General features: G+C 74.7%; 9 protein-coding genes. 1 reads left to right on the forward strand and 8 read right to left on the reverse strand.

Features of this window, described 5'->3' with window-relative positions:
- Window positions 1–66 precede the first annotated feature (66 nt).
- A complete protein-coding gene (locus tag ACZ6Y7_RS35655) occupies window positions 67–2913 on the forward strand; it encodes an FAD-binding and (Fe-S)-binding domain-containing protein (protein WP_465762110.1) in 2847 nt (948 codons plus the stop codon).
- Window positions 2914–3057: 144 nt separating this feature from the next.
- Here the strand turns inward: ACZ6Y7_RS35655 and ACZ6Y7_RS35660 are convergent, their stop codons facing one another.
- The 8 genes from ACZ6Y7_RS35660 to ACZ6Y7_RS35695 form a co-directional block, all read right to left on the reverse strand.
- Window positions 3058–4122: a GNAT family N-acetyltransferase gene (locus ACZ6Y7_RS35660; RefSeq protein ID WP_465762111.1), complete on the reverse strand. Its 1065-nt coding sequence runs from the start codon at window positions 4120–4122 to the stop codon at window positions 3058–3060.
- Between the two features lie 3 nt (window positions 4123–4125).
- Window positions 4126–5133 (reverse strand): GNAT family N-acetyltransferase, encoded by a 1008-nt coding sequence (locus ACZ6Y7_RS35665; protein ID WP_465762112.1) that lies wholly within the window; start codon window positions 5131–5133, stop codon window positions 4126–4128.
- Window positions 5134–5230: 97 nt separating this feature from the next.
- Entirely contained in the window at window positions 5231–6352 is a 1122-nt protein-coding gene (locus tag ACZ6Y7_RS35670; RefSeq protein WP_465762113.1) for a pyridoxal phosphate-dependent aminotransferase, read from the reverse strand.
- A gap of 3 nt (window positions 6353–6355) precedes the next feature.
- Complete coding sequence (locus ACZ6Y7_RS35675; RefSeq protein ID WP_465762114.1) at window positions 6356–7384, reverse strand: C-terminal binding protein; 1029 nt, start codon at window positions 7382–7384, stop codon at window positions 6356–6358.
- An 11-nt stretch (window positions 7385–7395) separates the two neighbouring features.
- Window positions 7396–8562 (reverse strand): phosphonoacetaldehyde reductase, encoded by a 1167-nt coding sequence (locus tag ACZ6Y7_RS35680; RefSeq protein ID WP_465762115.1) that lies wholly within the window; start codon window positions 8560–8562, stop codon window positions 7396–7398.
- Window positions 8552–9706, reverse strand: coding sequence for a phosphonopyruvate decarboxylase (gene aepY / locus ACZ6Y7_RS35685; RefSeq protein WP_465762116.1), 1155 nt, complete (start codon window positions 9704–9706; stop codon window positions 8552–8554). The genes ACZ6Y7_RS35680 and aepY overlap by 11 nt, the downstream gene beginning before the upstream one ends.
- Window positions 9703–10572 (reverse strand): isocitrate lyase/phosphoenolpyruvate mutase family protein, encoded by an 870-nt coding sequence (locus ACZ6Y7_RS35690; RefSeq protein ID WP_465762117.1) that lies wholly within the window; start codon window positions 10570–10572, stop codon window positions 9703–9705. The genes aepY and ACZ6Y7_RS35690 overlap by 4 nt, the downstream gene beginning before the upstream one ends.
- Window positions 10562–12019 (reverse strand): helix-turn-helix domain-containing protein, encoded by a 1458-nt coding sequence (locus ACZ6Y7_RS35695; RefSeq protein WP_465762118.1) that lies wholly within the window; start codon window positions 12017–12019, stop codon window positions 10562–10564. The genes ACZ6Y7_RS35690 and ACZ6Y7_RS35695 overlap by 11 nt, the downstream gene beginning before the upstream one ends.
- Window positions 12020–12042 lie beyond the last annotated feature (23 nt).

Consider the following 12042-nt stretch of genomic DNA (forward strand, 5'->3'; position numbering starts at 1 on the left):
CGGGATCCTGTCGTGCTGTGGCATGATCCCGACGGTTCGTCATGACGTGACGGGGGGCAGGCAGGGATGGACATCTCCAGCACCATCGGCGACGCGCTCGCCGGCGCACTGCGCCGGGCCGGGGTCGAGGTGGACGTGTCGGCGCGTCGTCGGGCGGAGTACTCCGCCGACGCGTCGCTGTACCGGGTGGTGCCGACGGCGGTCGCGTTTCCGCGCGGCGTGGACGACGTGCTGGCGACGTTGGAGGTCTGCCGGTCGCTCGGCGTCCCGCTGACCGCCCGCGGCGCCGGTACGTCGATCGCCGGGAACGCGGTCGGGCCCGGTGTGGTGCTGGACTTCTCCCGCCGGATGGACCGGGTGCACCACGTCGACCCGTCCGCCCGCACGGCGGTGGTCGACCCCGGCGTCGTCCTCGACGGCCTGCAGCGGGCCGCCGCGCCGCACGGGCTGCGGTTCGGCCCCGACCCCTCGACCCACAGCCGCTGCACGATCGGCGGCATGATCGGGAACAACGCCTGCGGGTCCCGCGCGCTCGGCTACGGGCGCACCGCGGACAACGTCGTCGAACTGGACGTCCTGACCGGGACCGGCGAACGGATCACCGCCCGCAAGGGCGCCGACCCCGGAGCGTCGCCGACCCTCGCGGCCCTCCACGAGGTGGTGGCGCGGCGGTTGTCCGTGATCCGCACCGAACTCGGGCGCTTCGGCCGCCAGGTGTCCGGCTACTCCCTGGAACACCTGCTTCCCGAGCGGGGGTTCGACGTCCCCGCCGCCCTGGTCGGCACCGAGGGGACCCTGGGCGTGCTGCTGGGTGCCACCGTGCGCCTGGTGCCGGCCCCCGCCGCGACGGCGCTCGCCGTCCTCGGCTATCCGGACATGGCCGCGGCCGCCGACGCGGTACCCGCGCTGCTGCCCGAGGCGCCGATCGCCGTCGAGGGCCTGGACGCGCGGATCGTGGACGTGGTGCGCGGCATGCGCGGATCCGCGGCGGTGCCCGCGCTGCCCCGCGGAGGCGGGTGGCTGTTCGTCGAGGTCGGCGGCGACAGCGCGGCGGAGGCCGGGGCGAAGGCGGCCCGGGCCGTGGCGGCGGCCGGGGCGCCGGACGCCCGGGTGGTGACCGATCCCGCCGAGGCCGCCGCCCTGTGGCGGATCCGGGAGGACGGTGCGGGGCTGGCCAGCCGCGTCCACCCCGCGCACGCGGGCTGGGAGGACGCCGCCGTACCGCCGGAGCGGCTCGGCGCCTACCTGCGCGAGTTCGAGGCGCTGCTGACCGGGCACGGGCTGCGCGGGACGCCGTACGGCCACTTCGGCGACGGCTGCGTGCACATCCGCATCGACTTCCCGCTGGACCGGCCCGGCGGCCCGGCCGTGTTCCGGGCCTTCCTGGAGGACGCGGCGGACCTGGTCGCCCGGCACGGCGGCTCGATGTCGGGGGAGCACGGCGACGGACGGGCCCGCGGTGAGCTGCTCCCGCGGATGTACTCGCCCGCCGCACTGGAGGCGTTCGCCGCCGTCAAGGCCGTGTTCGACCCCGACGACCTGCTCAATCCCGGGGTGATCGTGCGGCCCCGCCCGGTCGACGCGGACCTTCGGCTGCCCGCCGCGCGGCCCGTCCGCGCCGGCCTGGCCTTCTCCTACCCCGCTGACCAGGGCGACTTCGGCCGGGCGGTGCACCGCTGCACCGGCGTCGGCAAGTGCCGGGCCACCGAGCCCTCCGCCACGGTCATGTGCCCGTCCTACCGGGCCACCCGGGACGAGAAGGACTCGACGCGCGGCCGGGCGCGGGTGCTCCAGGAGATGGCCAACGGATCGCTGGTGCACGGCTGGCGGTCCGAGGAGGTGCGCGAGGCGCTGGACCTGTGCCTGGCGTGCAAGGGGTGTTCGTCCGACTGCCCCAGCGGGGTCGACATGGCCACCTACAAGGCCGAGGCGCTCCACCAGCGGTACCGGGGCCGGCTGCGCCCGGCGTCGCACTACTCGCTCGGCCGGCTCCCGCAGTGGGCGCGGCTGGCGTCCTGGGCGCCGGGCCTGGTCAACGGCGCGATGGCCGGGCCGCTCGGCCGCGCGGCGAAGCGGCTCGCCGGGGTGGACCACCGGCGGGAGCTGCCCGCGTTCGCCCCGCGCACCTTCCGGCAGTGGTTCGCCGGCCACCGGCCCGGCCCGGGAACCCCGGTGCTGCTCTGGGTGGACACGTTCACCGACCACTTCACCCCGCAGGTCGGCATCGCGGCCGTCCGGGTGCTGGAGGACGCCGGCTTCTCGGTGCGGATCCCCGAACGGAAGCTGTGCTGCGGACTGACCTGGATCTCCACCGGCCAGTTGGACACCGCGCGGCGCATCCTGCGGCGCAGCGTCGACGCCCTGGCGCCGCACGTCGCGGCCGGCACGCCCGTGGTGGGCCTGGAACCCTCGTGCACCGCGGTGTTCCGGGGGGACGCCGCCGAACTGCTGGGCCGGTCCGGTGCGGTGGCGTCGGTGGCCGGGGCCACCCGGACGCTGGCAGAGCTCCTGGACGGCGTCACCGGCTGGCAGCCGCCGTCGCTCACCGGCACGGAGGTCGTCGCGCAGCCGCACTGCCACCACCACGCCGTGATGGGCTGGTCCGCGGACCGCGCACTGCTCGAACGGGCGGGGGCCGAGGTCCGGGTGGTCGGCGGATGCTGCGGCCTGGCGGGCAACTTCGGCGCCGAACGCGGCCACTACGACACCAGCGTGGCGGTCGCCGAGACCGCGCTGCTGCCCGCGGTGCGGGAGTCCGGCACGGACGCCGTGCTGCTCACCGACGGCTTCTCCTGCCGCACCCAACTCACCCAGCTCGCCCGCCGGGACGGTGTCCACCTCGCCGAACTGCTCGCGCGGGCGGGGGAGTCGGGGCGGACGGACCGGACGCACCGGACGGGAGCCGGAGGGTGACCGGGACGACGCCCGCACACGCGTGAGGGCGGGGACGCCGCGACGTCCCCGCCCTCATCGGCGCCACGGCGCCAGGTGTCACGGCGCCGCGTGTCACGGCGCCGCGCCGCCGTCCGCCACGGCCGGGCCTGCCGGTCGGCCGGCTCAGCCGAGCAGCAGCCCGGCCGCGTACAGCGGCGACAGTCGGCAGCCCCGGCGCCGCTTGGCGTCCCAGGAGCCGGGACCGTAGGCGATGGTCCTGATGCCGTGGGCGGCGGCCAGCGCGGCGGGCTGGTAGTAGAGGTTGGCGAAGTAGGTGAACTCCGACTCCTCCGTGCGGTAGTTGGTCCCGGCGATGGCGGCGGTCCACTCCTCGCCGTCCCGGACCATCAGCCCGAAGCCCAGCATGGTGCCGTTCTTGCTCGCGGTGAACACCGTCAGGTCCTCGGGCGCGACGTGGTCGCGCAGCCCGTTCAGGATGCGCTTCTCCCGCTCGGCGTCCGAGACCCCGTCGTACTTCTCGGCGAGTTGGCAGCGCAGGTCGAGGATCTCCGGCTCGTCCGCCGCGAGCGGGCGGGCGTCGAGTTCGATGCCCCGCTCCTCCAGCATCCGGAGCTCACGGCGGACCTCGACCCGGCGCTTGCTGGGCAGGTGGGTGATGTAGCCGTCCAGGTCCGTCCAGGTGACCTGGAGGTCGCAGGTCTCGGTGAGCTGGAGGAGGTCGAAGCCGGCCGCCCGCAGCTCCTCGATGAACGGGTCCGCGCTCGCCCGGAGGAACAGCAGGCTGACCGAGCGGAGCCCCTGCGCGCGTGCCCAGTCGGTGATCCGGGCGACGAACTCCTTGAGGACGGCCCGGTCCTCGCAGGCCGGCCCCACCGGGAAGCCGGCGTAGTTGGGGTACATCAGCAGCAACGACGGGAACACCTCGGCGTGTTCGACGCCCTCCCACGGGTACGGCCCCTCGGTCGCCAGGCCGATCGCGGCGGTGCCGCCGGACAGCACCTGGTGCGCGTTGAGCCGCAGCCGCGCCCCGGGATCCTCGACGATCGCGGCGCCTATCGCGGTCAGGCACGTGCCGTCCTCGTCCCGCAGGGCGAGGGTGCGCAGACTGCCGGGCAGCCAGTCGTGGCCGAGTCCGATCCACCGTCTGGTCGCGGGAGCCGCCGCGTGCTGTGTGACGAGCTCCCAGTCGTCCGGGAGTTCCTCGGTGACGGCGAGGCGGAACGCCATCGGTCACGACCTTTCGTCAGGACCCAAGTACGCGGCCAGCGGCTTCTGGGCCATGCCGAAACGCATCTTGAAGTCGTCGTTGCGCCGCCCGCCCTCCAGGACCGGCAGACCCAGTTCGAACGCGTAGCGTACCGCCGAGGCGTGCAGCAGGTAGTAGGGGCTGAACGGGAGTTCGCGCTCGCGGTCGTACCCGGCGGCCCAGGTGTGCAGCTTGCGGTCCTCGGCGAAGAGGATGCCGATCGCCAGCAGTTCGCCGTCGAGCCGGATCTCGTTGATCCGCGCGGCCTTCTGCATCATGCCGAGGAAGTCCACGATCCGCTGCGCGTCGTAGTAGCCGGCCGAGCCGAAGCGGGCGGCGCTGATCTCCAGCAGCCGGAAGCGCTCGGCCTCCTCGTGCGCGGTGGCCGTCCGCATCGACATCTCGGCCCCGGCCTCGGCGGCCCGGCGCAGCTGCCGCCGGTACTCGTGGCGGGTGCTGCCGCTGAGGGTGGCGAGGTAGTCGTCCTCGGTGGTGAACGGGCTCAGGTCGAGGGCGTAGCGCTTGTCGATCGGAGTGCCGGTCAGGCCGGCGGCCTCCAGCGCGGCCGCACTGGGCGAGCCCACCTCGACGTTGACGAACCCGTAGCGCGCCAGTCCGGCCTCGGCCGCGCACCGGCCCATCGCCGCCAGCAGTGCGGCGGCCACCTCGGGCCGGCGCTGCACGGCCACCAGGTGGCTGTCCGGGCAGTGCCACAGGTGGGAGACCAGTGCCGTCTCGCCCGGGGCGAGGCCGAGCGCTCCCAGGGGGTCGGCCTGGACGTGGCACGGGGCGAAGCCGAGCAGTTCGTCCTCGGCGTCGTACACCTCCAGGTAGTACCGGTCCGCGACCGCCTGGACGGGGTAGTGCTCGTAGGCGGCGAGGAACTCCCGGCCGAAGTAGAACGGCGCCCCGGACGCCGACACCAGGGCGTCCAGCCCCGGGCTGAGCTCCTCGGCCGAACGGACGACCCGGACCCGCAGCGCACCTGGCATTGTCTCTCTCCCCCTCGTTCCTTGCTCACCGTTGCGGCCCCGCCGGGCCTCGCCCCGCACCAACGTCCTTGTGCACCTTCGGAGTTCCCCCGACGGGTCAGCCGAGCAGCGCGGTCCGCAGCCGGTCGACACCGGCCAGCAGGTCGTCCTCGGGCAGCGCGAAGGACAACCGGACGTGGCCGGGGGCGCCGAACGCCTTCCCGTCCACGACGGCGACCCGGTGCTCGTCCCGCAGCCAGCCGGTGAGGTCGGCGCGGGCCCCGGGCGGGGCGTGCTCGGTGAGCCAGCCCCGCAGGTCGGGGAAGACGAAGATGCCGCCGTCCGGGCGTGGGCAGGACACCCCGGGGATCCCGGACAGCCGCTCCAGCACCGCCTTCAGGTTGCCCCGCAGGGCCGAGCCCAGGTGCGCCCGCCGGTCGTCGCGGCCGGGCTCGCCGAGGACGGTGAGGGCGATCTGCTGGGCGGCCGAGCCGGTGCCGCCGATGACGTGCGAGGCGTGCGCGGTCGCGGCGTCCAGGACGGGCCCGGCGGCGATCGCCCAGCCGATCCGCAGGCCGGCCAGCGCGTGGCTCTTGGTGAGCCCGTCCACCACGACGCAGTGCTCGGGCAGTTCGGGGCCGAACCCGAGGACGGAGGGTGCCGGGCCGTCCCCGACCGGCACTCCCCGGTACACCTGGTCGAAGAGCAGCAGCAGTCCGTGGGCCCGGGCCCAGTCGGAGAGTTCCCGCAGCCGCTCCGCCGGGATCACCGAACCGTCCGGATTGCGCGGGGAGTTGAGGACCAGCGCGCCGGTGCGTTCGGTCAGCGCGGCCTCCAACGCCGCCGACGAGGGCGCGCCGACGCCGACGTCACCGGGCACGAGCACCGCCGTGCCGCCCGCGGCCCCGATCAGCGTGGGGTAGCTCGCCCAGTACGGCCCGGGGACGAGCACCTCGCGCCGCTCGCCGAGCGCCCCGGCGAGCACCGAGAGGATGGCGGCCCGGGCGCCGGGCGCCACCAGGACCTGCTCGGGACGGACGGTCGCGGTGCCGCTCGCCGAGGCGTACGCGGCGATGGCCGCGCGCAGGTCCTCCCGCCCCGCCGGAGGCGGGTACGGCTGGTCGCCCCGCGCGGGCAGGGCCGCTGCCGCCGGGTACACCGGGACGCGGACGTCCCCGGTGGACAGCACGGCGACGCCGGCCCCGATCCCGGCGGCGGAGGTGGGGGAGAGGGTGGTCATCGCTCAGTTCCCTTCCGCCAGCACCCGGCCGACCAGCTTGGTCCGGCCCGCCAGCACGTCCCGGACCAGCTCGGCGACCCGGCGGCGGCTGCTGGCCTCGGCGTCGCTGGACAGGAAGGCCCGGTGGCTGCTGACCACCACGCCCGGGTGCTTGAGCACCGGGGCCCAGGCCGCGTCGTCGTGCGGGTTCTCCGGCGAGAAGACGTCGAGCCCCGCGCCGCCGATCCAGCCGCCCTCCAGCGCCTCGGTGAGCGCCACCGGGTCGATCAGCCGGCCGCGGGCGGCGTTGATCAGGTAGGCGCCCTCGCGCATGCCGCGCAGCGCGGTGCGGTCGATGAGCCGGTCGGTCTCCGGGTTCAGCGGGCAGTGCAGGGTCACCAGGTCGGACTCGGCGAGGAGTTCGGCGAGGGTGTCCACCGCGTGGGCGCCGTAGCCCTCGGCCAGGTCCCGGCCGATGTACGGGTCGAAGACCAGGGTCCGGCCGTAGTGGACGCCCAGCTTCCGGGCCACCGCGCGGCCGATCCGGCCGAAGCCGACGATGCCCAGCGTCCGGCTGCTGGTGCGGCGCGGCACGCCGCCCGCGTAGATGTCGAAGCGCCCCTCGGAGAGGGTCCGGTGCTGCGGCACGACCGCGCGCTCCAGCGCGAGGGCGAGCGCGGTGGTGTGCGAGGAGACCTCGTCCACGCAGTAGTCCGGCACGTTGAAGCCGAGCAGGCCGCGCTCCTGGAGCAGTTCGGCGTTGAGGTTGTCGACGCCGACGCCCTGCCGGACGACCGCCTTGAGGCCCGGCCCGGCGGCGTCCAGCAACTCCGGGGTGACCTGGCAGCGGTAGACCACCAGGACCTCGGCACCGGCCACCCGGGCGGCGAGCTCGGGGCCGTCCAGCCGGTAGCGCCCGTCGGCGAAGGGGCCGAAGCCCAGCTCGGCGGTGTCGCCCAGGACCTCCTTCTCCACCGTGGCGAGCGCCGGGTCGATGGTGTCGCCCGTGCGCAGCCACGCGGGGTCGGTGTAGATCACGCGGGGTGTGGTCATGGCTCGAGCTCCTACTCTTCCAGTGCTTTGCGTACGTCGTCCGGCGTCACCACGCGCGGATTGTTGCCACCTCGGACGGTGCCGAGCGCCTGCTGCCAGTCCGCCGTCCAGTCCTCGGCGCGCAGCCCCAGGCCGGCCAGCCGGTCCGGGACGCCGCCGCGCTCCAGGAGCCGGCCCAGCAGGGCCTCCAGCGAGTCGCCGGTGCTCCTCGCGCACTGCGCCTGGAGGTCGTCCACCAGGCCGCGGAGCACGGCTGGTCCGTCCGGGTGCAGGCAGTCGCCCTCGGCGGCGGCCGTGTTGTGCCCGATCAGCCAGCGCATGTGCAGGGCGACGGCCAGCCCGTGCGGAATGCCGGCGCGGGCCGTCAGCCCGTACGAGAGCGCGTGGCCGGCGGTGGTCCTGGTGAGGTTGATCGCGGCTCCCGAGAGCGCCGCGCCCAGGGCCAGCCCGTCGTACACCTCCCGGTCGTACGGCGGGGTGCCGTCGACCAGCCGGTCCAGCGCGGGCACCAGCGACTCGACGGCCTGCCGGGCGTAGCGGCGGGACTCGGGCGTGGCGCTGACGGCCCAGGAGGACTCGACCGCCTGGCAGAGCGCGTCGGCCCCGGCCGAGGCGCCCACCTGCGGCGGGACGCTCTCGGTGAGCCGCGGATCGACCAGGACGGCGTCGGCCCGGGAGCGCTCCGAGTCCAGCGAGTGCTTGCGGCCGTCGACGTAGATCGTCGCGAACCGGGTGAGCTCGCTGCCGGAGCCGCTGGTGGTCGGCAGCAGCACCAGGCCGAGCCGGTCGCGTTCCAGCAGCGCCGGGTCGCGCAGGTAGTCGAGCGGGCGGCGCGGCTGGGGGGCGAGCACGGCGATCGCCTTGGCGAGGTCCATGCTGCTGCCGCCGCCCACGCCGATCACCAGGTCGGGGCGGAACTCCCGCGCGACGGCCAGTCCTTCCTCGACCGTCGGCAGGGTCGGGTTCGGCCCCGACCCGATGAAGCAGCGGATCCGGTGGTCCCGTTCCAGGGAGCGCACCAGGTCCGCGGCGCCGGACCGCTCGAAGGAGCCGGGGCCGCCGACGACCAGCACCCTGGAGGCCCCCAGGGCCTCCAGGGTCTCCGGCAGCCGGCCGGCCGCGCCCCGGCCGAAGTGCGCGGCCGGGTGGCCCGGCAGCCGTACCAGTTCAGACAGCATGGGAGTCCCCGGCCGTCCGCCCGCCGTCGACGGGCCGGTCGGCGAGCCCGTCGGCGAAGCGGTCGGCGATCTCGTCGGGCGAGACCTTCTCCGAGGCCCGTCCGCCCGCCGCCGCTCCCGGCACGCCGCGCACCGCCAGCAGCGCGGGCCCGGGGCCGTCCAGCAGCCGGCGCAGCGCCGGGCGCAGCTCGGCGACCGAGTCGACCGTCTCCGCCGTGCGGTAGCCGCAGGCCAGGGCGGTGGCCGCGAAGTCGGCGCGGCCGGCCGCCGTGAGCTGGGTGCCGGTCGACTCGTAGCTGCCGTTGTCGAAGACGACGTGCCGCAGGTTCTCGGGCCGGTAGTGGCCGGTGGTGGCCATGGAGCCCAGGTGCATCAGGGCCGCGCCGTCGCCGTCCAGCACCACGAACCGGCGCTCGGGCCTGGCCAGCGCCGCGCCCAGCGCGACACTGCCGACGTGGCCCATCGAGCCCTGCATGTAGAAGTTGCCGGGACGGTCGCCCTGGTTGAACAGCTCGCGGGACAGGAAGCCCGTGGTGGCGAGCAGGTGCTCGTCCGTCACCTCGGCCAGCACCGCGGAGACCAGGTCGGCGCGGTCCGGCCCTTCGGCGCGACCGTGCTCGGTCACGCCCGGGACCGCGCCGATGGCGCCCTTGGGCACCAGCAGGAAGGCGGGGCGGCGCGCCTTGAGCGCGTCGGCGGCCTCGGCGAGCACCTGGTCGAAGGGCACCTGTCCGTCCAGCGTCCAGTGCGGGATCTCCAGGGAGTCCAGCCACGGGTGGGACACCCGCCCCATCCAGTGGTGCTGCTGCTCGCCGGCCCCCGCAGCCGGCCAGCCGCGCAGGCTCATCATCACCAGCACCGGGATCCGGTACGGCAGCACCAGGGAGGTGAGGGGGTTGATCAGGTTGCCGAACCCGGAGTTCTGGGTGAGCACCACGGCCGGATCGCCGCCGAGCCGGGCCCCGGCGGCGATCGCCAGGGCCGCGCCCTCGTTCACCGCCGGGACGTAGCGCAGCCCCTCGGCCCCCTCCTCCAGCAGCCGGATCGGGCCGCCGAAGAAGGAGCAGGGGACGCCGGTGACCAGCTTGGTGTCGAGGGTCCTCAGCCCGTCGAGCAACGCGGTGGCGGAGACGTACTCGCTCATACGGTGCTCTCGAACTTCGCGGTCATGCCCTGGAGTTCGAAGACCTCGCTCATCGGAACGATCTGCTCCTCGACGGCCTGGCCGCGCCCGCCGGCGGCGAGCTCGGCGAGGGTGGCCTTGATCCCCTTGATCGCGCCGCGCAGGCCCTGGTTCGCGTAGATGACCACGCTGAACCCGGCCGCGCGCAGCTCGGACTCGTGGATGGTGTTGTACGTGGTCGGGACGGACACCAGCGGGACGTCGAGGTCCCACCGCGAGGCGAACTCCAGGATCTCCCGGGGCTGGCGGCTCTTGCTGTGGATCAGGACGGCGTCGGCGCCGGCCTTGGCGTAGGTGCGGGCCCGGTCCAGTGCCTCGTCCATGTCCGCGCCGGCGACCAGCGCCTCGGTGCGCGCGATCAGGACGAAGTCCTCGGAGACCTGGGCGCTCTTCCCGGCCTCGATCTTCTCGGCGAAGTCCACGGCCGGGATGAGGTCCTGGGACGCCGCCGCGAAGCTGTTGATCTTCGGGAAGATCTTGTCCTCGATGCAGATGCCGGCGATCCCGCGCCGCTCGTAGTTGGCCACCGCGTGGGCGACGTTGAGCGGGCCGCCGAAGCCGGTGTCGCAGTCGGCGATCACCGGGAGGCCGGTGGCCGCGTCCATCGCCTCGGCGGCGTCGAGGAACTGGGTCATGCTCAGCAGGCTCTGGTCGGGCAGCGCGTAGCTCGCGGAGATCTCCAGGCCGGAGGCCCAGATCGCCTCGAAGCCCGCGCGCTCGGCCAGCCGTGCGGTGAGCCCGTTGTGCGCGCCCATGGCCCGGATGAGGCCGTCCTCGGCGAGCAGGGCTCGCAGCCGACGGGACTTGCTCGATCGCTCAGTGCTCACGTGCGGACTCCAGATCTGTTGCGTCGGACTCTTGCGCGTCGGGGTGTGCTGCTGCCGGCTGTGCCGCGTCGGGGTGTGCTGCGCCGGGCTGTGCCGCGTCGGGGTGTGCCGCGTCGGACTTGAACCAGAGCCGGTCCTCGTCGAGGTACCGCTCGATGCCGTCGCCCGGGATGGTGGCGAGCGCGAACCGCACGTCCGTGGTGGTGGCGCCGCCCACGCGCAGCAGCAGCACGCGGGCGGCGGCGTCGTCGGCGGCGCCCGCGGGGTTCGGGTCGGCGGTGAGGGCGGCGAAGGCGATCCGCGTCCCCGGCAGGACGTAGGCGGAGTCGCCGGGCTCCAGCCGCTCGCGTCGCCGCTCGCCGCGGTGCTCCCAGTGGAGCTCCACCGGCTCCTCGCCGAGCACGTAGGCGTACTGGTGCTGGTAGGTGCTCAGCCAGCCGGACGAGGCGTCGGCCGCCGGAAGGACGTCCACCTCCAGGGCCGTGGTGTGCGGGTGCGCCGGGTCGCCGGCCAGCTGGGTCACCCGGTACGCCGCCCGGCCCCGCTCCGGCAGCTCCCAGGAGCGCGCCTCGGCGCGGTACGCGAGGTGCACCCCCGCCTCGGTGCCGATCCGGGTGGGCAGGAGTTCGCGGACGGCCACGCCGAGCGCGTCCGCCAGGGCGGCGGTCTCGTCCCCGGTGGCCGAGGCCTCGCCCGCGCACAGCTGCGCCACGTACGGTGCGGGCAGCTTCGCCCGGCGGGCCAGCTCCTCGGTGGAGAGCAGTCGCGCCTCGGCGAACGACCTCAGCAGCGCGGCCTGTTCGGCGGGCAGGGCCAGCGCCCGGGCCTTGCGGGGGCCGAGCACCGACAGCTCCCGCTGGGCGTCGCCGAGCAGGTCGCCGCCGTAGGTGAGGGCCAGGATGTAGGCGGGCTCGGTGGCGGAGCGCGAGGTGAAGGAGTGCGGTGCGAAGGGCAGGCCCCAGACCGAGTCCCCGGTGTTCATCTCGACGCAGTGGGAGACGCCCTCCCAGCGGTAGTAGTAGTTCACCGGCCCGACGAAGTAGGTGAACTGGTACAGCAGGTGGCCCCGGTTCCACTCGACCGCCGGGTTGTCCGGGTCGCTGTCCTCGACCACCCGGAGCATGCTGATCCACTCCGGCCGGTAGGAGGCCACCCGGGACATGGCGGTGTCGCGGTACTCGTAGTACGGGCTGCCGCCCCGGTTGATCGTCCGCCCGCTGGCGACGGAGTCGGCCAGGCGGTGGACCCGCACGCCGTCCGGGCAGTCGTCGTGGATCGGCAGCAGGTCGCGTTCGTTGAGCGGCCAGACGGCGGCCGCCTTGCCGATCAGGTCCCAGTCGACCGGACGGCGCCCCGAGGTGAGCTCGGCGAAGGTGCCGGGCGGCAGGCCGAGGTCCTGCTCGGCCGAGGCGTCGTCCCGTTTCAGATCGTTGGCCGCGGACCGCAACAGCCGTGCGGACCGCAGGGAAT

The sequence above is a fragment of the Kitasatospora sp. NPDC053308 genome (assembly GCF_055585785.1).

Coding starts and splice junctions, on each gene's coding strand:
- ACZ6Y7_RS35655 (WP_465762110.1), top strand. CDS start 67: ATGGACATCTCCAGCACCATCGGCGACGCGCTCGCCGGCGCACTGCGC.
- ACZ6Y7_RS35660 (WP_465762111.1), bottom strand. CDS start 4,122: ATGGCGTTCCGCCTCGCCGTCACCGAGGAACTCCCGGACGACTGGGAG.
- ACZ6Y7_RS35665 (WP_465762112.1), bottom strand. CDS start 5,133: ATGCCAGGTGCGCTGCGGGTCCGGGTCGTCCGTTCGGCCGAGGAGCTC.
- ACZ6Y7_RS35670 (WP_465762113.1), bottom strand. CDS start 6,352: ATGACCACCCTCTCCCCCACCTCCGCCGCCGGGATCGGGGCCGGCGTC.
- ACZ6Y7_RS35675 (WP_465762114.1), bottom strand. CDS start 7,384: ATGACCACACCCCGCGTGATCTACACCGACCCCGCGTGGCTGCGCACG.
- ACZ6Y7_RS35680 (WP_465762115.1), bottom strand. CDS start 8,562: ATGCTGTCTGAACTGGTACGGCTGCCGGGCCACCCGGCCGCGCACTTC.
- aepY (WP_465762116.1), bottom strand. CDS start 9,706: ATGAGCGAGTACGTCTCCGCCACCGCGTTGCTCGACGGGCTGAGGACC.